The organism is Pseudonocardia halophobica (assembly GCF_050948485.1).
GTDB classification, from domain to species: Bacteria; Actinomycetota; Actinomycetes; order Mycobacteriales; family Pseudonocardiaceae; genus Pseudonocardia; species Pseudonocardia halophobica.
In genome coordinates, this window is record NZ_CP192046.1 from 872053 (window position 1) to 892405 (window position 20353).

Below are 20353 nucleotides of genomic sequence, written 5' to 3' on the forward strand. Positions count from 1 at the left end.
GCGCACGCTACCGGGCCCGCAGCCCCCTGCCCAGGGACGACGGCGACTGCCCGGGCATCCGTCAACCGACCGATGTGCACCGGCGCGGGCGTCCGTACCGTCGCGCCTCCCGACCACGGAGGACGCCATGAAGCCCGACGAGTACGCCGACCTCGACGCCACCGCGCTCGCCGCCCTGATCCGCTCCGGCGAGGTCACGGCCGGCGAGGTGCAGGCCGCCGCGACGGAGGCCCTCGACGCCGTGCAGCCCGAGCTGAACGCACTGGTCGGCAAGCGGTTCGCCGCCCCGCTCGACCACGCGGAGGACGGGCCGTTCGCCGGTGTGCCGTTCGCGATCAAGGACCTCATCGTGCACGCCGCGGGAGTCCCGCAGCGCGCCGGCAGCCGGCTGCTCGGCGACGGGGTGCCGATGCCCGCGGACACCCACCTCATGGCCCGCTTCCGGCGTGCCGGGCTGGCGACCCTCGGCGTCACCGCCACCCCGGAGCTGGGCTTCAACGCCAGCACGGAGCCCGTCGCGACCGGAGCGGTCCACAACCCGTGGGACCTCACGCGCAGCCCGGGCGGGTCGAGCGGCGGCTCGGCCGCCCTGGTCGCGGCCCGCGCGCTGCCCGTCGCCCACGCCAACGACGGCGGCGGTTCGATCCGCATCCCGGCGGCGGCGTGCGGGCTGGTCGGGCTCAAGCCCAGCCGCGGACGGACGTCGCCCGGCCCGGACTACGCCGACCCGCTGCTCGGCCTCGGCATCGAGTTCGCCGTGACGCGCACCGTGCGGGACTGCGCAGGCCTGCTCGACGCCGTGCACGGGTACGAGCCGGGCGACCGGTACCTGCTGCCGGAGCCCGTCCGGCCCTTCGCCGAGGAGGTCCGCGCCGGGAGCCGGCCGCTGCGGATCGCCCTGCACACCGCCGCGTTCTCCGGCCTCGGCACCGTCGACCCGCGCTGTGCGGCGGCCACGGAGGCGGTCGGGCGCACGCTCGAGGAGCTGGGGCACACGGTGGAGCTCGCCGCCCCCGCGGTGGACGCCGCCGCGTTCGACGACGCCAACCTGATCGCCTGGACGAGCTTCCTCGCCGACGGCGTGGACTCCCTGGCCGCGGCGCTCGGTGTCGACCCCGGACCCGAGCACCTCGAGGCCACCACCCGTGCCTGCGCCGACCACGGGCGCACCCTCCGGGCCGCGGACCTGTTCGCCGCCGACCGGGTCTTCAACGCGACCACCCGGGCCGTCGCCGCCTTCCACCAGCGGTTCGACCTGATCCTCACGCCGACGATGAACGTCCCCAACACGCCCCTCGGCCACCTCGACGCCGACGACGACTCCCTCGACGCGCGCGGCTGGTACGACCGCATCTTCGCCACCGCCGGCTTCACCGCGCTGTCCAACGTCACCGGGAACCCGGCGATCTCCCTCCCGCTCGGCCGGACCGACGAGGGCTGGCCGATCGGTGTGCAGCTGACCGGTCCGTACGCCGGCGAGGGCATGCTCCTCGCCGTGGCGGCCGACCTGGAGAAGGCGCTGCCGTGGGACGGCCACCGGCCGGCGACCGTGGTCGGCCGAGCCCTCTAGCCTGGGGCGCATGACCGCTCCGTTGACCAGCCCGTGGGGCTGTGGCCGGCCGTTCACCGCGGTGGTCACCGGTGCGGCCGGCGGAATCGGTCTCGCGCTGGCCGAGCAGTTGCGCGGGCGGGGCGCCGAGCCGGTCCTCGCGGACGTCGACGAGGCGGGTGTGCACGCGGCGGCCGAGCGGCTCGGCGGGTCCGGTGTGGTCGTGGACGTCGCCGACCCGGAGGCGGTGGAGCGGCTCGCCGAGCACGCGTCCGGCGCCCGGTTCGTCTGCCTCAACGCCGGGATCGTCGGACCGTCGGTCGGCGCGCCCTGGGAGGTGCCGGCCGCGGAGTGGGACCGGGTCTTCGGGGTGAACGTCGCTGGCGTGGTCAACGGCCTGCGGGCCTTCGTGCCGAGGCTGCTCGCGGCGGCGGAGTCCGCGCACGTGCTGGTCACCGCGTCCCTCGCCGGGATGACGGTCTTCCCCGGAGGCGGCGCGTACGGCCCGTCGAAGCACGCGGTGGCGGCGGTCGTCGCGCACACGGCGATGGCGCTCGAGGGCACGCCGGTCGGGATCAGCATGATCTGTCCGGCCCTGGTGGCGACCGGGATGTCCCCGGTCGGCGCCGACCCCGCCGACGTCGCCCGCGAGGCCCTGAGTGCAGTCGACGACGGCGTGTTCGCCGTGGTCCCGCCGGAGTGGCGGGCCGCCGTCGTCGACCAGGCCACCACCGTCGCCCACGGCGGTCGGCCGACCCCGCCCGCGCCGACCGGCTGACGTCGCTCAGCCCGGGTCGGCCGCCTCGTCACCCACCCTGATCTCCGCACCGACCACCACGACCGGCAGCCGCCGCAGCGGCTCCTCCGCCGGCCCGCCGACGACGGCGCCGTCGGCGATGCGGAAGCGGCTGCCGTGGCAGAAGCAGTTGATCGTCCCGGCGGCCACGGCCCGGACCGCGCAGCCGCGGTGGGGGCAGGTCGTGGAGAAGGCGACGAACGTGCCCTCCACCGGCTGCGTCACCACCACCCCGCGCTCCGCCACGATCACCCCGCCACCGACGGGAACCCGGTCCGTGGTCGTGAGCGTGGCGGACACCGGCGGACTCAGCGGTAGACGAGGCCGTCGTCGAGGTCGGCCTTCGGCAGGATCTCCTGTTCCTCCTCGTGCTCGAGCATGTGCGTCCACGGCTCGCGGTCACCCTGCTTGAAGAGCACGTGCTGGGAGCGCATCACGTAGCCGGAGTTGAAGTTCTCCGGGTCCGACCACGGGAGCAGCGGCATGTCGGCGTCGCCCGGCCGCAGCGTCGGGACGACCATCGTGGCGCCCTTGTCCTGCATGTGCTCCCACAGCCGGCACACCAGGTCGGCGACGAGGTCGACGCGCAGCGTCCAGCTGTGCCGGAAGTAGCCGAACACGTAGGCCATGTTCGGCACGTCGCTGATCATGACCCCGCGCCAGGTGACCTTCCGCGTGAAGTCGACCGGCTCGCCGTCGACGGTGAACGCCACGTCGCCGAAGGCCGAGAGGTTGAAGCCGGTGGCGGTGACCACGACGTCCGCCTCGAGCTCCTGGCCCGAGGCCGTCCGGATCCCGGTCTCGGTGAACTCCGCGATGCCGTCGGTGACGATCGACGCCTTCCCCGCGCGCAGGGCGGCGAAGAAGTCGCCGTCCGGCACGATGGCGATGCGCTGCTGCCACGGGCGGTAGCGCGGGGTGAGGTGTTTCTCGACGTCGAAGCCCTCCGGCAGCAGCGGGCGCATCGACTCCATGAGATAGGTGTGGACCTCGTCGGGCGCGTCCAGCGACGTCCGGGCCAGCCAGTGGTACTGAGACATGTACTGGCGGCGCAGGATCTCGTGGGTCCACTCCTCCGGGATGTCCAGCGCCCGCAGCTGGACGGCGAGCTCGTGCGTGAGGGGCGGGGCGTAGTAGTAGGACGGCGAGCGCTGCAGCATCGTCACGTGGTCGGCCGTCTCGGCGATCGCCGGGATCAGCGTCGAGGCGGTCGAGCCCGAGCCGATGACGATCACGCGTTTGCCCGTGAGATCGAGGTCCTCGGGCCAGTCCTGGGGATGCACGATCGTGCCGCCGAAGCGGTCCACGCCCTCCCACTCCGGTCGGTACGGCTCGGCGTGGTTGTAGTAGCCCTGGCACATCCACAGGAAGTCCGTGGTGAAGCGCAGGCGCCGACCCGTCTCCTCCTGGTCGACCTCGACGGCCCACCGGCGCTCCTCGGAGGACCAGGTGGCCGCGACGACCCGGTGCCGGTAGCGGATGTGCCGGCGCAGGTCGTCCTCGTCGAGGACCTCGTCGAGGTACGCGAGGATCTCCTCCCCGGCGGCGATCGACGGGCCGCGCCACGGCTTGAACCGGTAGCCGTAGGTGAACAGGTCGCTGTCCGAGCGCACGCCCGGGTACCGGTGGGTCCACCAGGTCCCGCCGCGGTCCGGCTGGGCGTCGAGCAGGAGGAAGGTCCGGTCGGGGAAGCTCTCCTGCAGGTGATGAGCGGCCCCGATGCCGGAGACTCCGGCGCCGACGATGAGGACGTCGACGTGGCCCGCCTCCTCGACGGCGATGTCCTCGGGAGCGGTCGCGGGTGCAGACGTCATCGGCTCGACCTCCGGTGCGCGCGCTGTGACCCCGGTCATGCTAGTGCGGATTCCGGCACGCAACGTCCGCCGACCGGGTCCGCACGAAGTAGGGCGTTGTCAGGCGCCGCCCGGGGGTGCACCGTACGTGGACCACACCGACGGGAGGCCCGCCGTGGCTGACCCCTGGGGTTTTCTGCGCACCGAACGCCGGCCCACGCCGCGGCGGCCGGTGGACGTGCGGCTGCGCGACTGGCGCGAGGTGTACGAGCCGCTACCGGAGCCGGCGCTGCGCGCGCAGGCCGGGCGCTGCATGGACTGCGGCGTCCCGTTCTGCCACGCGGAGTGCCCGCTGGGCAACCTCATCCCCGAGTGGAACGACCTGGTCCGCCGCGGGCGCTGGCGCGAGGCGAGCGAGCGGCTGCACGCCACGAACAACTTCCCCGAGTTCACCGGCGTGCTGTGCCCGGCCCCCTGCGAGGAGTCGTGCGTGCTGGCCATCAACGCCGACGCGGTGTCGATCAAGCAGGTGGAGCTGCAGATCGTCGACCACGCCTGGGGCCAGGGGTGGGTGCGGCCGCTCCCGCCGCCGCGTCGGACGGGCCGGTCGGTCGCGGTGATCGGGTCGGGCCCGGCCGGGCTGGCCGCCGCCCAGCAGCTCACGCGCGCGGGTCACGACGTGGTGGTCTGCGAACGGGCCGACCGGATCGGCGGCCTGCTCCGCTACGGCATCCCCGCGTTCAAGATGGAGAAGCGCCGGCTCGACCGGCGGCTCGCGCAGATGCTCGCCGAGGGCACGGCGTTCCGGGCCGGGGTTGAGGTCGGCGTCGACGTGCACGCCGACCGGCTGCGCGACGAGTCCGACGCCGTCGTGCTGGCCTGCGGCGCCACCGCCCCGCGCGAGCTGCCAGTGCCGGGCCGGCACCTGGCCGGGGTGCACCTCGCGATGGACTACCTGACCTGGGCGGACCGGGTGCAGGAGGGGGATCTGGGCGAGTCCCCGATCAGTGCCGAGGGCAAGGACGTCGTGATCATCGGGGGCGGCGACACCGGGACCGACTGCCTGGGCACCGTGCACCGCCAGGCCGCCCGTTCGGTGGCGCACGTCGACATCCGGCCCCGCCCGCCGGAGCGGCGCACCCCCGAGATGCCGTGGCCGACCTATCCGGCGGTGCTGCGCACGTCGCCGGCGCACGAGGAGGGCGGGGCGCGCCTGTTCTCGGTCGACACCGTCGAGTTCCACGGGGACGCCGACGGCGGACTGCGGGCGGTCACGCTCGTGGAGGGTTTCCGCGACGAGACCAAGCGCTTCCACCCCGCCGGGGCGACCACGCAGGTCCCCGCCCAGCTCGCGCTGATCGCCCTCGGGTTCACCGGCCCCGAGCAGGGCGACCTCCTCGCGCAGCTGGACGTCCGGCTCGACGGGCGCGGCAACGTCCTGCGCGACGAGGACTTCATGTCCACCGCCGAGGGCGTCTTCGTCGCCGGGGACATGGGGCGCGGCCAGTCGCTGATCGTGTGGGCGATCGCCGAGGGCCGCGCCGCGGCCGCCGCGGTCGACGCCTACCTCACCGGGCGGGACCTGCTGCCCCGGCCGATCCGTCCGGACCGCGTCCCGATCGCCTGATCGAGCGCCGGAGCCAGAGGATCGCCGCGACCGCCACGACGACGAGCCCGACGGCGACGGCGACGGCCACCGTCAGGTTCGTGCCCGCGCAGTCGTTGACGGGGTCGTCGTGGCTGAGCGCGCAGGCCATGCGCTCGCCCCGCTCGGTCCCGTACCGCGCGACCAGCTCGGAGCGGAAGTCCTGCCACTGGCGGTGGGTCTCGGTGACGGCGCCGGTCACGGCCCTGGCGAAGTTGGTGCCGACCATCCCGCGCGACGTCGTCGGGTCCGTCGCCGCGCCGGTGACGGGGTCGATCTGCCCGCGGTCCTTGTTGAGCCCGGCGTGGGTGACGCGCAGCTGGCAGGCCCCGACGCCGGGGACCTCGTCCCGGGCCACGAAGCACCCGGTGCTGAGCGCGTCGGGCGGGTCGGGCGCCGCACTGCCGCGCAGGTCGAGCAGGGGACTGGGCGCGGGGAGGGCGAGCCCGGGCGGGTTCTCGTCCCCGATCGGGCGCGCCGGGTCGGGCTCGTCGGCCCAGTTGCTGTGGGCGTAGAAGTCCTGCGCGCCGTGCAGGGCCCGGCCGAACGCCTCCAGGGTCGCGCACTTGGCCCGTTCCTCCCGCTGCTCGCGGGACCGGCACTCCGGGTGCGACCCGACCTCGGCCGGGAGCACCTCGCCGTCGGGACCGAGCAGGCCCTGCGCGTCCTCCAGCCCCTCGCCGAACCGCATGCGCATGTGGTTCAGGCAGTCGACGAGCGAGGCGGTGGCCTGGTCGCGGGTGCGGGGGTAGGTGCCCGCCACGTAGTCCGCGTCGTCGCAGTGCGCGGCCGGGTCGGACAGCTCGTCGCGGTCCGGCGAGCCGACGGCCCCGAACTCGCGGTCGTGCCCGGCGAGGTAGTCCATGGTCAACGGTTGGAAGCAGTCCGGGTCGGAACCGGCCGTGCCGGCGCAGCTCAGAGCGGCCCGGGTGATCCGCTCGTGCTCGCGGCTCTGCCCGCCGCTGTCGATCGTGCCGAACCCGGCGGCGGAACCGGGTGCCAGAGCGAGGCCCAGGACGACGAGCAGGCCGAGCAGCGTCGTGAACCGCCGTCGTCGCACCGCGGTGCCACCCCCTCCGACCGGCCGCCGAGCGGAGCGTGCCGCGCGGAAGATCGCGTCGACCTCATCCCGGCGGGGTGACCGCGGGAGCGAGCCCCTCGTTCGCGGTGAGCCGGGCGCCGGCCGCGCGGGCCCTGCCGGGCCGGGTGAGCACCCAGAAGACACCGAGCAGGATCCAGGCCGCGGAGATCGCGGGATAGCTCCCCGCGCCGCTCTCCGGGTACGGGACGATGTTGCGGAACAGCGTGTACCCCAGCAGGACAAGCGCGAGCGCCGGGACCACCACCTCCCATGCCGCCACCTCCCGGTGCCCCGAGAAGAACAGCAGCCGGGCGGCGCCGATCGTGGCGAGCGCGTAGACCACCAGCAGGATCAGCGTGCCGATCGTCGCCGAGGCCTGGAACAGCGTGAACGGCGCCGAGCCCAGCACGAACCACGCGAGCGCGACCTCGAGGTACATCGCGCCCACCACCACGCACGTCGCCCGCACCGGGGTGCCGCGCTGCGGGGAGACCTCCGCGAGCGCGGCCGGCCCGACGCCGTCGCGGGTCAGGGCGAACAGGAGCCGGGAGGCGCCGACGGCACAGGCGAGCGCGCAGCCGAACGCACTGACCGCCGCGCCCACCGTGATCAGGTGACCGACCCAGCCGGCGACGTAGTCCGCCCCGAGGTCGCCGAGCAGCGACGACGACGCCGTGAACGCCGCGATCCCCGCCGGGTCGGTGCCGAAGCCCATCACCTCGACGGTGGTCACGAACACGAAGTAGACGCCGCCGAAGACGGCCGTGCCCAGGATCGCCCGCGGGATGCTGCGGCGCGGGTCGCGGGCCTCCTCGCCGAGCGTGGCCGCGGCCTCGAAGCCGGCGAAGGAGAGGAACCCGAACACCACGCCGAGGAACAGTGCGGACACCCCGGTGCCGGGCGCGACGCTGAACACCGATCCGTCCAGGGTGTGCCCGCCCGGCGCCGTCCCGCCGGCCAGCCTGACGAGGACCACCACGCACACCGCGAGGATCAACCCGACGGTCACGCCCTCGATCGTCAGCAGCACCCGCGTGCCGCCGCGCACCCGGACGACGGCGAGGGCCAGCACGCCGAGCAGGGCGATCGCCGCCAGGGCGAACCCCGCCCAGCGGGGCTGGTCGGGCCAGATCCCCAGCACCCGCAGGGCGTCCGCGCCGAAGATGCCCGCCGCCGTCGAGGTGACGACCCCGTAGAACACGTACGTGCCCAGCAGCGACCACCCGGCGACCACACCGGCGCGCGGGCCGAGGGTGGCGCCGACGAAGCCGTAGACGCTGCCCGCGTGGTGGAACCGCTGGCACAGCCGCACGAACGTGTAGGCGACGAGCAGGACGCCGACCGTCGCCAGCGCGAAGGCCAGGGGGACCGCGCGGCCGACCGAGCTCGCCGTGCCCTGCGGGTTGATGTTCGCGGCCATCGAGGGCGCCATCAGCGCCAGGGAGAGCCCGATCGCCTCCCACACGCCGAGGCCGCGGCGGAGCCGGGAACGTGGGGTCGAGCTCTGCACCATCGCGCTCACCTCTTCCGACCCCGGGGAGGTCGCCCGGGCGGGGGTGAGGGTTACGCGCGGACCACCGGTCGGGCGCAGACTGTCGCCCATGCCCGACAGCCCTACGGGGAACGAGCCTCCGGCACGGACGTCCCGCGCCAGCCGCCGCCGGTGGCGCCGCATGCTGGCCGACGAGCGCGAGGAGGCCAAGGTCTACCGCGACCTGGCCGCCCGGCGCAGCGGCGACGAGCGGGAGATCCTGCTCGGGCTCGCCGAGGCGGAGGAGCGGCACATCGCCCACTGGGCGAACCTGCTCGGTGACGACGCGGCCTCGGCCGGGCGCGGCTCGCTGCGGATGCGGCTGCTGGCGCTGCTCGGACGGCGGTTCGGCTCGGTGTTCGTGCTGGCGCTGGCGCAACGGGCGGAGACCCGCTCGACCTACCGCTCGGACGTCGACGCCACCCCGGCGATGGCGGCCGACGAGCGCATCCACGAGGAGGTCGTCCGGGGCCTGGCGGTCCGCGGCCGGGCGCGCGTGTCCGGCACCTTCCGCGCCGCCGTCTTCGGCGCGAACGACGGCCTGGTCAGCAACCTCTCGCTCGTCCTCGGCGTGATCGGCGGCGGGGCGAGCCGCACGGCGGTCCTGCTCACCGGCCTCGCCGGGCTGCTCGCGGGGGCGCTGTCGATGGGGGCGGGGGAGTACGTGTCGGTGCGCTCGCAGCGCGAGCTGCTGGCGGCCTCGGCCCCGGACATCAGCGACGCCTCCCGGGTCCTGCCGCAGCTCGACGTCGACGCCAACGAGCTCGCCCTGGTCTACCGGGCCCGCGGGCTGAGCGCCGACGAGGCCCGCCGGCGGGCCGAGCAGGTGTTGCGCAGCAACGACCCCGCCCTCGCGGTGGCCGCGACGAACCCCGCCCCGGAGGGGCACGACGTGGTGGGCAGCAGCCTCGGCGCCGCGCTGTCGAGCTTCCTGTTCTTCGCCTCCGGTGCCGCCATCCCGATCCTGCCGTTCTTCGTCGGCCTGGCGGGCGGTCTCGCCGTCGCGGTCTCGGGAGTGCTCGTCGGGATCGCGCTGATGCTCACCGGCGCCGTCGTCGGCGTGCTCTCCGGCGGTCCCCCGTTGCGCCGTGCACTGCGCCAGCTCGCGATCGGCGGGGGCGCAGCCCTGGTCACCTACGGCCTGGGAGTGCTGTTCGGCGCAACGCTCGGGTAGAGCGCCTCGTCCGATTCGCGGAACGGCGACGGGGCCGAATCCCGGCCATTCTTCGATATGTCTGTTTCATCACGGAAGCCCCAGGTGAGACGACGGCAAAATCTCGTCGCCGGGTACTTGTCCCCATTGTTCCGAGGGCCCCGCCGGGGACACCCTCGGACGGCCCAGACGAACCGTCGCAGCGACGATCTCCGTCGTGTGGCGCAGCAGATGTCGTGCTGGGGTGGGGGCCTCATGTCGATCGTCACGCCACGGGACCCCGGTCCCGAGCTCCCGGGTGCCGTCCGTCGCCCGGACGTCCCGCTGTCGGACCTCGTGGTCGTCGACCGGCACGAGGCGCAGGGCTGGCGGGTGCGCCGCCACGAGCGGCTCGACGCCGTGTTCGAGGAGCGGTGCGACTGGATCCGGGAGTACGGGCGCGCGACCCAGCTCGCCGTCGACGCCCCCGGCGCCGCGCTGACCTTCGACGAGCTCGACGCGCGGGCCAACCGGCTCGCCCGCTACCTGCGGGTGCGCGGGACCGGCGCGGGTGACCGGGTCGCGCTGCTGTTCGACGACCCCGTCGACGCCTGCGTCGCCCAGCTCGCCGTGTTCACCATCGGCGGGACCTGCGTGCCCCTCGATCCCGGCGCTCCGGCGGACCGGCTGGCCTTCGTCGTCGCCGACTCGGGGGCGCGCGTGGTGCTCGGGCGCAGTCACCTGCGGGACGCGCTGCGGCAGAGCACGGGGGAGGTCGTCGCGATCGACGCCGCCGCGCGGCTGATCGCGGAGATGAGCCCCGGCCGGCTGCAGCCGGCCGAGCGGGGTGAGCGCGCCGACCTGCCCGCCTTCGTGCTGTACGCGCCCGGCGCCTCGGACGTCCCGGAGGCGGTGGCGATCGACCACCGCGGCCTCTGCAACGCGGTGCGGATCGCGTCGGAGACGTTCGGGATCGGCGGCCACCGCGTGTACCAGGGGCGACCGCTCTTCACCGGAGGCGGGATCGCGGAGACGTGGATGGCGTGGGTCGCGGGCGCGACCCTCGTGCCCGGTGATCCCACCCTGTCCGGGCGCGCGCTGCACACCGAGATCGCCGATCGTCGCGTGACCGCGTGGTGCACCACCCCGACCCTGCTCTCGACGGTCGAGCCGGACCTGCCCGCGTTGCGATTGCTGGTCGTCGCGGGGGAACCGTGCCCGCAGCCCCTCGTCGCGCGGTGGTACCGGCCCGGCCGGCGCCTCCTCACCGCGTACGTGCCCGAGGGCGCGGCGGTGGCGGCCGCCTGGACCGAGGCCGACCCGGACACCCCGGCATCGATCGGCGTACCGCTGCCGACCTACGCGGGCGTCGTGCTCGATCCCGACTTCCCGATCGCCCTGCGGCACGGCGAGACCGGGGAGGTCGGGTTCGCCGGGCTCGGGCTCGCCTGCGGGTACCGGCCGGGAGGTCCGGCGGAGGTCGAGGACTTCCTCGGGATCCCCGGCAACCCGTCCGGCCGGATCCACCGGACCGGCGATCTCGGGCGGGTCGACGACACCGGGCGGATCGAGTACCGCGGCCGGCTCGGCCTGCAGGCGGACCTCCGCGGCGAGCGGGTCGACCTCGGCGCGGTCGAGTCGGCGATGCTGGCCGTGCCCGGCGTCGGCTCCGCGGCCGCCGCGGTGCGGGACCTCGCCCCGGACGACCCCGGGCTGGTCGGCTTCTACACCTGCCGCGCCGACGCGTCCCCGCTCGACGAGCGGACCGTCTCGTCCCGGCTCCGCGAACGCCTGACCGGGAGCCCCGTCCCGGCGGTCCTGGTCCGGCTCGACGCCCTCCCGATCGGACCCGACGGGCACGTCGACCGCGCGGGCCTCCCGGCGCCGACCGCCCCGGCGGCGCGCCCGGCGCCGAGGCCCGGGGCCCCAGCGGACGCGGGCCTGGCCGCGGCGCTGGCCGGCGTGCTCGCCGATGTCCTCGCGGTGGAGCACGTCCCGACCGACCGCAACGTCTTCGACGACCTCGGCGCCGACTCGATGGTGATGACCCGGTTCTGCGCGCGCCTGCGCACGCGGCCGGACCTGCCGTCGATCTCCATCAAGGAGGTCTACGCGCACCCGACGCTCGCCGGGCTCGCCGCGGCAGCCACGCCCGTGCCGCAGGTGCCCGCGCCCTCGACGTCCCGCGCCGACGTCGTGCAGGGGCTCGCCCGGGTGCTGGCCGAGGTGCTGGGCGTCGAGCAGGTGCCGACCGATCGGAACGTGTTCGACGACCTCGGCGCCGACTCGATGGTGATGACCCGGTTCTGCGCGCGGCTGCGCAAGCGCGACGACCTGCCGTCGATCTCGATCCGCGACGTCTACGCCACCCCGACGCTCGACGGCATGGCCGCCGCTGCTGCCGGCCCGACGGGCGCGGCGCCGCCCGCCCCGGCCGCCCCGGCGGCCGTCGTCCCGGTCCGGCACAGCACCGCGGGATACGTGCTCACGGGCGTCCTGCAGCTGCTGATCTTCCTGCTCTACGTCACGGGCACGGGCTTCGTCATGGACCGTGCCTACATCTGGATCTCGTCGAGCGTCGGGCTGGTCGAGATCTACCTCCGCTCGCTCGTGGCGGGAGCCGTGGCCTTCCTGGCCCTCACCCTGATGCCGGTCGTGGCGAAGTGGCTGCTGATCGGGCGCTGGAAGGAGACGGAGTTCCCGGTCTGGAGCCTGCGCTACGTCCGGTTCTGGCTGGTCAAGACGCTCGTGCGGGGCAACCCGCTGGTGCTGCTCATGGTGGGGTCGCCGCTGTACACGCTGTACCTGCGCCTGCTCGGCGCGAAGGTCGGGCCGAACGTCGTGATCCTCACCCGCTTCGTGCCGATCTGCACGGACCTGATCTCGCTGGGCGCCGGGACCGTGGTCCGCAAGGACGCCTACCTGCTGGGCTACCGCGCGCACGCCGGGAAGATCCAGCAGGGACCTGTCACGCTCGGCCGCGACGTCGTGGTCGGGGAGAAGTGCGTGCTCGACATCGGCACCGCGATGGGCGACGGCGCCCAGCTGGGGCACGCCTCCTCCCTGCACCGTGGGCAGTCCGTGCCGGCGGGGGAGCGCCGGCACGGCTCGCCGCCGGTCCCGACGCAGACCGACTTCCGGGCCGTGCCCGCGCTCCGGGTGCAGCCTCTGCGCAGGGTCACCTACGTGACGAGCCAGTTGTTCACGCTGTTCGCGATCTACCTGCCGCTCGGGTTCGGCGGGCTGTTCCTCCTGCTGACCGAGGTGCCGCGGCTGCGGACCCTGGTGGATCCCGGCGCTGTCGGGTACACCACGCCGGAGTTCTACCTCGACGCGCTCTTCGGGTCGGTCGCGATCGTGTTCGGCGGCCTGATCGTCGGGCTGGTGGTCGTGCTGACGGTGCCGCGGCTGCTCGCCCCGTTCGTGCGGCCGGACCGCGTGTACCCGGTGCACGGGATCCGGTACTCGTTGCACCGCACCGTCACCCGGCTGACCAACGTCAAGCTGTTCGTCACGCTCTTCGGTGACAGCTCGTACATCGTCGGCTATCTCTCACTGCTCGGCTACGACCTGGGGAAGGTCGAGCAGACCGGCTCGAACTTCGGTTCCCTGGTGGGGCAGGAGACGCCGTTCCTCGTCTCGGTGGGCACCGGCACCGTCATCGCGGACGGGCTGTCGGTGAACAACGCCGACTTCTCGAACACCTCGTTCCGGACCTCCAGGGTCTCGATCGGTGCCCGGAACTTCCTCGGCAACCACGTCGCGTACCCCATCGGCGGCCGGACCGGCGACGACTGCCTGCTCGCCACCAAGGTCGCGATCCCGATCGACGGGCCGGTCCGAGAGGGCGTCGGCCTGCTCGGGTCACCCGCGTTCGAGATCCCCAGGACCGTCCAGCGGGACCGGGGATTCGAGATCACCCGGGACGAACGGCGCCGGCTGCTGCGCCGGAAGAACACGCACAACGCCGTCACGCTCGCCCTCGCCCTGCTCGTCCGGTGGGGTCACGTGTTCGGGCTGCTGCTGCTGGCGATGGTGGCCGTGGACCACTACGCCGATCTCGGCGCGGTCGCCTTCGCCGCCGAGGTCGCCGCAAGCGTGCTGTTCTCGCTGCTCTGGTACATCTTCTGGGAGCGGGCGGTGGCGGGCTTCCGTCCCCTCCGGCCGAAGTCCTGCTCGATCTACGACGTGCGCTTCTGGCGGCACGAGCGCTACTGGAAGCTCACGATGCCGCCCCTGGAGCGGCTGCTGGCCGGCACTCCGTACCACAACATCGTCGCCCGGATGCTCGGCCTGCGGATCGGCCGGCGCGTGTTCGACGACGGTGCGTCGATCACCGAGCGCACCATGGTAGCCGTCGGCGACGACTGCGTGCTCAACATCGGCAGCATCATCCAGTGCCACTCGCAGGAGGACGGCGCCTTCAAGTCCGACCGCTCCGCACTCGGCGCCGGGGTCACCCTCGGCGTCGGTGCCCTCGTCCACTACGGCGTGTCGGTCGGCGACGCCGTGGAGATCGAGCCGGACTCGTTCGTCATGAAGGGCGAGGACGTCCCGGCCGGGGCGCACTGGGGCGGGAACCCCGCCCAGGACCTGGGCGAGGCCGTCGCCGCGGCCCCCGACCGCGCTCCGGCGGCGGTCGGCGCGCACCGATGAGTTCGGGGGGCCGGCCGATCCGGGGGCACGGACGCCGGTCGGGGACTGACGCCGCTCCGACGCCGCTCGGACTCAGGCGGCGCCCGGTGCGGGATCCCGGAGGGCCGGCCCGAGCTCGTCGTACAGCTCGAGCTCGCGGGCCACGCCGGTGATCGTCAGCGGCCGGATCACCACCCGGTTGCCGCCCACCACGAACCGGACGACGGCCCCCGACGCGACGGCCCGGTCCCGGATCCCGAGGAGCGCGGCCAACCCGGCCGAGCCCAGGAAGGCCACGCCGATCAGGACCACGACCATCAGCCGTCCGTCGAGGAGCCGCGTCACGGCGTCCCGGAACTCCGCGGCGGTCTCCGCGTCGATCTCCCCGGTCACGTGGACCACGACCGCGTCGCCGCGCGCCTCGGCAGCGGTGGTCAGGTGGGGGACGAACGGATCGCCGGCCCCGGCACCGCAAGGGTCGTCCGCGCACACATCCGGCATCGCCACCTCCTGCACGAGGAAGAAGACGGCCGACTGCTTGACCGGGCCCTGGACCGCGACCGGAGGCCGGGCGCCTCCGGGACCGCCATCAGATCAGCGTCACCGGTCCGGAGCAATACGGCATCGGGGTCACGCACGGCCGGGGGTGCCGCCGTCACTCCGAGTCGTGGTGGGGGATGCGATGGCCGACGTGCTCGGCGAACGCGTACGTCTCCTCCACCAGCCTCCGCACGTGGTCGCTGGTGAGCCGGTAGACCATCCGCCGCCCCTCGCGGCGGGCGCCGACCAGCCCGGCCAGGCGCAACCGACCGAGGTGCTGCGACACCGAGGAACGTGACGCGGCCACCCGCGCGGTGAGCGTGGTCACGTCCTGCTGGCCCTCGGCGAGCAGGCCGAGCAGGTGGAACCGGGTCGCGTCGCCCAACTGCCGCAGGACATCGGCGGCGAGGGCCACCACGTCGGCATCCAGTGGCTCCCGCACGGGACTGGCAGCTGCGATGTCCTTGTGCGCGCGCATGGTTGCATAATGCCCCTGAGCTGGGCATCCTGCCAACCATGACGGAGGTGCGGGGCGCCGCTCGACAGCACGGCCACGGCCACGGGCACGGGCACGGACACGGACATGAGGGCCACCGGTCCGGCGGCCTGCTCCGGCTCCTCCGCTCGGTCGTCACGCCGCACAGCCACGACGCGGCGGACTCCGTCGACTCAGCGCTGGAGGCCAGCGCCGACGGCATCCGCGCCCTCAAGATCAGCCTGGCGGCGCTGCTGGTGACGGCGCTGGCGCAGGCCGCCGTTGTGGTGCTGACCGGGTCGGTGGCGCTGCTGGCCGACACGATCCACAACTTCTCCGACGCGCTGACCGCCGTCCCGCTGTGGATCGCGTTCGTGCTGGGGCGGCGCCGGCCCACCCGGCGCTACACCTACGGCTACGGCCGCGCCGAGGACCTGGCCGGGGTGTTCATCGTGGCGATGATCGCCCTGTCGGCCGTGGTCGCCGGGTACGAGTCCGTCCGCCGCCTCGTCGATCCGCAGCCGGTCGGCAACCTCGGCGTGCTCGTCGCGGCCGGCCTGATCGGGTTCGCGGGCAACGAGCTCGTCGCGGCCTACCGGATCCGGGTGGGCCGGCGCATCGGCTCGGCCGCGCTGGTAGCCGACGGGCTGCACGCCCGTACCGACGGGTTCACCTCGCTCGCCGTGGTCGTGGGCGCGCTCGGGGTGCTGGCCGGGTTCCCGCTGGCTGATCCGATCGTCGGCATCCTGATCACGGTCGCGATCCTCGTCGTCCTGCGGGGCGCGGCGCGGGACATCTACCGGCGGCTCATGGACGCCGTGGACCCGGAGCTCGTCGACCGGGCGGACGCGGCCCTGCGTGCGGTGCCCGGGGTGCGCGGGATCGAGCAGCTGCGGCTGCGCTGGGTCGGGCACCGGGTGCGCGCCGAGGCCGGCCTCGAGGTCGACAGCAGCCTGTCGGTGGTCGCCGCGCACGCGATCGCCGCCGAGGCCAAGCACCGCCTGCTGCACGAGGTGCCGAAGCTGGTCGACGCCACGCTGCACGTGAGCCCGCACGGACCCGAGGGCCACGCCCACCACGCACAGCTGGCCCACCACGGCGTCGCGACCTGACGCACCGCGAGTCGCCGGTGACGCTCAGCGGCGCCCCCACGCCGAGACGAGCGGCGGGACGGCGACCGGCAGGGCCCCGCTGGTCAGGTCGTCGATGTGGGCGGCGACCTCGGCATCGGTGACGAGCCCCGTTCGGGGCAGCAGGGCGCGCAGCTGCGTGACGTTGGCGGCCTCGAGGATCGCGCCCGCCGGCGAGGGCAGGGGCAGCACGGCGTCGGCGCCGACCTCCCGGAGCCCCGCCTCGCGGAGGAGCGCGGGGAGCTCCCGGCCGTAGCTCAGGTCCGCACCCCGGCCGAGGAGCAGGGCGAGGAACGCCTTCCGGACCCGGCGCGCCCGGTCCTGCACGAGATCGTCCGGGCCGGTCGAGCGCGTGAGGCACGGCGCGGACTGCAGGTCGACGTCGAAGTCCTCCACGAGCAGGTGCCCGCCGACACGGACGGCGGAGACCATGCGCCGCAAAGCCTCCGCGCGGTCCGGCAGGTGCGTGAGGACCAGCCGGGCGTGCACCAGGTCGAAGGTGCCGGGCGGGTCGTCGGCGGTCACGTCGTGTCGCAGCACGCGCACGCCGGGCGCCTCCACCGCCGTCAAGGCCTCGGGCGCGATGTCGGTGGCCACCACCAGCCCGTCCGGCCCCACGCGCTCGGCGAGGCCGCGCGGGACGGAGGGGCCGCCCGCCCCCACCTCCCAGACGCGGGCGCCGGGCGCGAGCCCGAGCGCGTCCACGTGCCGGAAGGTCGTCCCGTCGAACAGCGCGGACAGCGCGGCGAACCGGGCCGCCGCCCCCACCTCGCGATTGTCGAGCAGGTACTCCCCGCGTTCGATGTCCGTCGTCGTGCCCGTGCTCATGCCGCCCTCCCACCGCCGGAGTTCCGTGCTGCCTCAGAGCGGCCGGGCCCGGGGCGGGATACCGCGACGGGAAGCTGACGACAGGGTTCGGGCGGCCGGCCGGGCCGGGTCGGCACCCGGCTCAGCGCGCCCCGGCCTTGCGGCGGTGCCCCGGGCGCTTGGCGGGTGCGGGGGTCTCCTGCGCGCCGTCGTGCCTGGTCGCCTTGGGCTTCGCGGTGTCGCCGGTGTCGCCGGTGTCGCCGGTGTCGGCCGAGTCGGCCGAGTCGGCGGAGTCGGCGGAGTCGCCGGAGTCACCCGAGTCGGCGGAGTCGCCCGAGTCACCCGAGTCACCGGACTCGGTGGAGTCGACGGCGTCCGCGGCGTCCGCGGCGGGTTCGGTCCGCCCGCCGTCGCCGCTCGCCTGGGCCGGGGGCTCGGCGAGGTCCGGGTGCCGGCGCTTCGCCGTCGACCAGCGGAGCTCCACCTCGAACTCCACCTCGTCCTCGTCGATCTCCACCTCGACCTTGCACTGCACCTCGCCGGGCACGCGCACGGTCATGCTCGTGGTGCCCAGCGTGAGCTCGACCTTCCCGGTGTCGGCGAGGGCCTCGGCCAGCGCGGACAGGGTGCGGGCGGTCTGCTCCCGCGTCACGGGCTCCTTGTAGGTCACCTCGACGTCGGACATCGTCGTCTCCGATCGGGATCGGTCGCGGGCCCGGACGGCTCGTCGGGCATCCGAGGGAAGTGTCGACGGCCGGTCCCCCGGCCTCGTCATCCGTTCCGGGTGGTCGCGAGCGGGCTCGCGATCGTGCTCGACGGGCTCGGGCCCGGCTGCACTGCGGCCCGGCCGCTACGCCGTGACCCGCTCGTAGAGCCGGACGGCCATCCCGTCCGCGTGCACGCGGACGGGATGGCGGGTGTGCCGGTACCCGCACCAGACGCAGCCCGGCCGCCGGCCCGGCGTGCTCCGCCGCCGCTCGCCACGCACCGCCCGGCCCAGCTCGGCGCCGGCCCACGCGACCGCCACCGCGGCCGTCAGGCCGCCGACGACCACGGCGCCGACGAGCCGGGCCCACGCCCGGACGAGGCGCAGACCGACGCCGGATCCCCGGACGGTCACGTCGGCCTCCCTCCGCGCGGGCCCGGGCAGGTGTGCCGGGACGAGCCCCGGTACGGAGGGTAGGCGCCGATCGGCCGGTCGAGGTGGCCTCGACCTGACCTGTCGGTGAACAGGTGGCCGGGAGGGCCCTCAGCCGTGGCGCCGCTGCTCCATCCGGGGTTGACTACGGCTCCACCGTCAGGGCCGTAGCGAAGGGGTGGACACCGTGGCACTCGTGCCGAGCACGTGGATCTCGTCGACCGGGCGACGCGACGCCGTCGCAGCGGTGACGGACGTGATCCGCGATCTGATCCCGTTCGTCCAGACGGCGATCAAGGGGATCGACGAGCTGCGCGACCGGGCCGCCCTGAGGCTGCGGGAGAGGTCGGCCCGCCGGGCGGAGCGGCGTCAGCGCGGCGGGTGGACGGCCGGCGGCGGGAACACGGCGCGGCCCTCACCCGCCTCGAAGGCGGACGCGGCGGGCCCGACGATCAGCGGGTCCGGCGGGGTCGCGACGCTCGGGTCCTTGCCGGGATAGCCGAACAGCCCCAGCACGTGCCGGATCGCCTCCAGCCGGGCCCGCTTCTTGTCGTTGCTCTTGATCACCGTCCACGGGGCGTCCGCGGTGTCGGTGTAGAAGAACATGGCCTCCGTGGCCTCGGTGTAGTCCTCACGGGGTCGTCGTCGGAGTCGTCCACCTCGTACCGCGCACCCGGGATCGCGAGCGTCCCCGGCACCTCGGGGCCCGGCGCCGTGTTCGTCGTCCATGGCGCCAGCCTCACCCACGTGGGCGACAGGAGGGTGAACGGCGGGGGACGGGCGGTCGGCCCGCCCGCACCCCGGCGGTCAGCCCGGCTCGTCGAGCGGCCGTTCGGCCAGGGCCTCCTCGAGCAGGTGGACCGCCTCGCGGTGGCTCTCACCCAGATAGCGGCCGGGGACCCGGCGGCGGGACGGGCGGGTGAGGAACGCGTTGCCGGCGTAGAAGGACGGCCTGCCCTGGGCCGCCATGGCGGACAGGGCGGCGACCGCCGGACGCCGGCCGACGGCCAGGTGGGAGACCACCACGACGGCGGCCGCGTCCAGCGTCTCCGCCGCGATCGTCAGGGTCGGGACGGGGGTCCGCGCACCGAGGACGCGGCAGGACCGTCCGTCCGAGGCGAGGAGCATGCCGAACGCCTCCAGCCCCAGCGAGTGCAGGTCACGCGGGCCGCAGGCCAGCAGGACGCACCCGCCCGGGCGCGGCTCGGGCGCGAAGGCCACGATCCGCGACAGCCAGGTGCGCGCGGCCTCGGTGGCCAGGTGCTCGTGGCCGACGTCGCAGCTCCCGATCTCCCACCAGTGCCCGATCCGGCGCATCGCGGGCACGAGCACGAGGTCGACCGTGGCGCCCAGGCCCAGCCGCCCGGCGGCGTCGTCGAGACAGGAACGGACCCCGCCCTGGTCCATGGCGCGCGCCGCCTCCAGGAAACGCTCCACCAGGTCGCGGCCGGGTTCGTCGGAGTCCACCAGCAGACGGGCGGTCGTCGCGGCGTCGCCGGCGCGCCGGCCGCGGGCGATCTCGTCCCGGATGATCCGCAGCTCGTCGATCACCTGCGCCGGGTAGCGGCGGTGCCCGCCCTGGGTGCGGACGACGCCGGGCACCGAGTAGCGGTGCTCCCACGTGCGCAGCGTGGAGACCGGCACCGCGAGCAGCGCGCTGACCTGCTGGATCGTCAGCGGACGATCCGTGTGGTCCGGTGCGGCGACTGGCACGGGATCAGGGTGCCGCTCCCCGGCCCCGGGCGCAGCGAGACGGCAGGTTCGAATGCGCAGGTTCGGCCGTTGCCCGGCGGGCCGCGCCGCCGCACGCTGGAACCAGGTCGACCCGGTGCGTGCAGCCCACACCCGCCCCCCAGGTGCGGGACGCGGACCGGGCCGACGTCAGAGTGCCGGACCCGGAGCCGGGGTGGTGCGCGACCCACCCCGGCCCGTCCGTGTTCGCCGGTCCGCTCCCACCGCGGTGCCCGTACGGGTCCATCGCCGCGCGTGGCCCGCCTCCTCCCGCCGGGGGAGGCGGGCCCCTCGCGCGCGTCGCGGCCGCGGTGATCCGGCGTCCGGGTCTGGCCCCCGGGCCCGCGGCGCGGCAGCATCGGATCCCCGG

At 74.7% G+C, this 20353-nt stretch carries 17 protein-coding genes; 6 read left to right on the plus strand and 11 right to left on the minus strand.

Going from position 1 to position 20353, the window contains the following annotated elements; translation table 11 throughout:
- Nucleotides 1–127 precede the first annotated feature (127 nt).
- Nucleotides 128–1570, plus strand: coding sequence for an amidase (locus tag ACQP04_RS04330; RefSeq protein WP_433505773.1), 1443 nt, complete (start codon nucleotides 128–130; stop codon nucleotides 1568–1570).
- A gap of 10 nt (nucleotides 1571–1580) precedes the next feature.
- The gene (locus ACQP04_RS04335; protein ID WP_433505774.1) at nucleotides 1581–2327 is read left to right on the plus strand and encodes an SDR family NAD(P)-dependent oxidoreductase; all 747 of its coding nucleotides are present in this window, start codon (nucleotides 1581–1583) and stop codon (nucleotides 2325–2327) included.
- Between the two features lie 6 nt (nucleotides 2328–2333).
- Here the strand turns inward: ACQP04_RS04335 and ACQP04_RS04340 are convergent, their stop codons facing one another.
- On the minus strand, nucleotides 2334–2645 hold the full coding sequence (locus tag ACQP04_RS04340) for a Rieske (2Fe-2S) protein (protein ID WP_433505775.1): 312 nt from the start codon (nucleotides 2643–2645) through the stop codon (nucleotides 2334–2336).
- Nucleotides 2646–2653: 8 nt separating this feature from the next.
- Entirely contained in the window at nucleotides 2654–4159 is a 1506-nt protein-coding gene (locus ACQP04_RS04345) for a flavin-containing monooxygenase (protein WP_433505776.1), read from the minus strand.
- 154 nt (nucleotides 4160–4313) lie between these two features.
- Here ACQP04_RS04345 and ACQP04_RS04350 point away from each other — a divergent pair, with 154 nt between their 5' ends.
- On the plus strand, nucleotides 4314–5765 hold the full coding sequence (locus ACQP04_RS04350; RefSeq protein ID WP_433505777.1) for a glutamate synthase subunit beta: 1452 nt from the start codon (nucleotides 4314–4316) through the stop codon (nucleotides 5763–5765).
- On the opposite strand, the gene ACQP04_RS04355 is transcribed toward ACQP04_RS04350, so the two are convergent.
- The gene (locus ACQP04_RS04355) at nucleotides 5707–6843 is read right to left on the minus strand and encodes a hypothetical protein (RefSeq protein ID WP_433505778.1); all 1137 of its coding nucleotides are present in this window, start codon (nucleotides 6841–6843) and stop codon (nucleotides 5707–5709) included. The two genes, ACQP04_RS04350 and ACQP04_RS04355, sit on opposite strands and share 59 nt — an antisense overlap.
- A gap of 64 nt (nucleotides 6844–6907) precedes the next feature.
- Entirely contained in the window at nucleotides 6908–8377 is a 1470-nt protein-coding gene (locus ACQP04_RS04360) for an APC family permease (RefSeq protein WP_433505779.1), read from the minus strand.
- 160 nt (nucleotides 8378–8537) lie between these two features.
- On the opposite strand from ACQP04_RS04360, the gene ACQP04_RS04365 reads away from it, so the two are divergent.
- Nucleotides 8538–9569 (plus strand): VIT1/CCC1 transporter family protein, encoded by a 1032-nt coding sequence (locus ACQP04_RS04365; RefSeq protein ID WP_433505780.1) that lies wholly within the window; start codon nucleotides 8538–8540, stop codon nucleotides 9567–9569.
- 234 nt (nucleotides 9570–9803) lie between these two features.
- Nucleotides 9804–14183 (plus strand): Pls/PosA family non-ribosomal peptide synthetase, encoded by a 4380-nt coding sequence (locus ACQP04_RS04370; RefSeq protein ID WP_433505781.1) that lies wholly within the window; start codon nucleotides 9804–9806, stop codon nucleotides 14181–14183.
- 72 nt (nucleotides 14184–14255) lie between these two features.
- On the opposite strand, the gene ACQP04_RS04375 is transcribed toward ACQP04_RS04370, so the two are convergent.
- Both ACQP04_RS04375 and ACQP04_RS04380 read right to left on the minus strand, forming a co-directional pair.
- Complete coding sequence (locus ACQP04_RS04375; RefSeq protein ID WP_433505782.1) at nucleotides 14256–14663, minus strand: STAS domain-containing protein; 408 nt, start codon at nucleotides 14661–14663, stop codon at nucleotides 14256–14258.
- A gap of 154 nt (nucleotides 14664–14817) precedes the next feature.
- Nucleotides 14818–15180, minus strand: a complete 363-nt coding sequence (locus ACQP04_RS04380) for an ArsR/SmtB family transcription factor (RefSeq protein WP_433505783.1) — start codon at nucleotides 15178–15180, stop codon at nucleotides 14818–14820.
- 38 nt (nucleotides 15181–15218) lie between these two features.
- On the opposite strand from ACQP04_RS04380, the gene ACQP04_RS04385 reads away from it, so the two are divergent.
- The gene (locus ACQP04_RS04385; protein ID WP_433505784.1) at nucleotides 15219–16289 is read left to right on the plus strand and encodes a cation diffusion facilitator family transporter; all 1071 of its coding nucleotides are present in this window, start codon (nucleotides 15219–15221) and stop codon (nucleotides 16287–16289) included.
- A gap of 24 nt (nucleotides 16290–16313) precedes the next feature.
- Here ACQP04_RS04385 and ACQP04_RS04390 read toward each other — a convergent pair whose 3' ends face one another.
- From ACQP04_RS04390 to ACQP04_RS04410, 5 genes are all read right to left on the minus strand, one after another.
- Nucleotides 16314–17135, minus strand: coding sequence for a methyltransferase domain-containing protein (locus ACQP04_RS04390; RefSeq protein ID WP_433505785.1), 822 nt, complete (start codon nucleotides 17133–17135; stop codon nucleotides 16314–16316).
- Nucleotides 17136–17256: 121 nt separating this feature from the next.
- Nucleotides 17257–17799 (minus strand): amphi-Trp domain-containing protein, encoded by a 543-nt coding sequence (locus tag ACQP04_RS04395; protein ID WP_433505786.1) that lies wholly within the window; start codon nucleotides 17797–17799, stop codon nucleotides 17257–17259.
- Nucleotides 17800–17964: 165 nt separating this feature from the next.
- Nucleotides 17965–18234, minus strand: a complete 270-nt coding sequence (locus tag ACQP04_RS04400) for a hypothetical protein (RefSeq protein WP_433505787.1) — start codon at nucleotides 18232–18234, stop codon at nucleotides 17965–17967.
- Nucleotides 18235–18621: 387 nt separating this feature from the next.
- Nucleotides 18622–18981, minus strand: coding sequence for a hypothetical protein (locus ACQP04_RS04405; RefSeq protein WP_433505788.1), 360 nt, complete (start codon nucleotides 18979–18981; stop codon nucleotides 18622–18624).
- A 78-nt stretch (nucleotides 18982–19059) separates the two neighbouring features.
- A complete protein-coding gene (locus tag ACQP04_RS04410; RefSeq protein WP_433505789.1) occupies nucleotides 19060–19965 on the minus strand; it encodes a MerR family transcriptional regulator in 906 nt (301 codons plus the stop codon).
- Nucleotides 19966–20353: the final 388 nt, after the last annotated feature.

What these genes read in the sequence shown, in the direction of transcription:
- ACQP04_RS04395 (WP_433505786.1), bottom strand. Translation starts at nt 17,799, where the DNA reads ATGTCCGACGTCGAGGTGACCTACAAGGAGCCCGTGACGCGGGAGCAG.
- ACQP04_RS04335 (WP_433505774.1), top strand. Translation starts at nt 1,581, where the DNA reads ATGACCGCTCCGTTGACCAGCCCGTGGGGCTGTGGCCGGCCGTTCACC.
- ACQP04_RS04375 (WP_433505782.1), bottom strand. Translation starts at nt 14,663, where the DNA reads ATGCCGGATGTGTGCGCGGACGACCCTTGCGGTGCCGGGGCCGGCGAT.
- ACQP04_RS04405 (WP_433505788.1), bottom strand. Translation starts at nt 18,981, where the DNA reads ATGGACGACGAACACGGCGCCGGGCCCCGAGGTGCCGGGGACGCTCGC.
- ACQP04_RS04385 (WP_433505784.1), top strand. Translation starts at nt 15,219, where the DNA reads ATGACGGAGGTGCGGGGCGCCGCTCGACAGCACGGCCACGGCCACGGG.
- ACQP04_RS04370 (WP_433505781.1), top strand. Translation starts at nt 9,804, where the DNA reads ATGTCGATCGTCACGCCACGGGACCCCGGTCCCGAGCTCCCGGGTGCC.
- ACQP04_RS04390 (WP_433505785.1), bottom strand. Translation starts at nt 17,135, where the DNA reads ATGAGCACGGGCACGACGACGGACATCGAACGCGGGGAGTACCTGCTC.
- ACQP04_RS04330 (WP_433505773.1), top strand. Translation starts at nt 128, where the DNA reads ATGAAGCCCGACGAGTACGCCGACCTCGACGCCACCGCGCTCGCCGCC.
- ACQP04_RS04345 (WP_433505776.1), bottom strand. Translation starts at nt 4,159, where the DNA reads ATGACGTCTGCACCCGCGACCGCTCCCGAGGACATCGCCGTCGAGGAG.
- ACQP04_RS04365 (WP_433505780.1), top strand. Translation starts at nt 8,538, where the DNA reads ATGCTGGCCGACGAGCGCGAGGAGGCCAAGGTCTACCGCGACCTGGCC.
- ACQP04_RS04360 (WP_433505779.1), bottom strand. Translation starts at nt 8,377, where the DNA reads ATGGTGCAGAGCTCGACCCCACGTTCCCGGCTCCGCCGCGGCCTCGGC.
- ACQP04_RS04380 (WP_433505783.1), bottom strand. Translation starts at nt 15,180, where the DNA reads ATGCGCGCGCACAAGGACATCGCAGCTGCCAGTCCCGTGCGGGAGCCA.